This window comes from Aquipseudomonas alcaligenes NBRC 14159 (genome assembly GCF_000467105.1).
In the GTDB taxonomy this organism is placed as follows: domain Bacteria; phylum Pseudomonadota; class Gammaproteobacteria; order Pseudomonadales; family Pseudomonadaceae; genus Aquipseudomonas; species Aquipseudomonas alcaligenes.
Map to the genome: position 1 here is coordinate 1 of NZ_BATI01000099.1, position 344 is coordinate 344.

Consider the following 344-nt stretch of genomic DNA (forward strand, 5'->3'; position numbering starts at 1 on the left):
TTCGAAAACGGACTGTTGAGCATCCCTTCGGTACGCTCAAGCAATGGATGGGCGCAACGCACTTCCTGACCCGAAAGCTGAACGGGGTGAGTGCGGAGATGAGCTTGAATGTGCTCGCCTACAACTTGAAACGGGTGATGAAAATCATCGGCACCGAAGGCCTGTTGAAGGCGATGACGGCGTAAAAGCCCCAGCTTTTGCTGCTCCAAGAGGTGCCAAAGCGCTTCATAAACGCTCTGACGCGCTATTGGCGCTGATCGCGGCTATTTGCTTGGGAAACCGCCTCGCCCAGGAACACTGGGCTGAGGCACCCAAGATGCGAAAGTGTTTTTACACACTCTGGG

At 54.9% G+C, this 344-nt stretch carries 1 protein-coding gene; it reads left to right on the plus strand.

Annotated features, from left to right (window positions below; genetic code table 11):
- Positions 1-185 (plus strand): transposase (locus tag PA6_RS22200; protein ID WP_021703199.1); only part of this gene is annotated, 185 nt, incomplete at its 5' end.
- Positions 186-344: the final 159 nt, after the last annotated feature.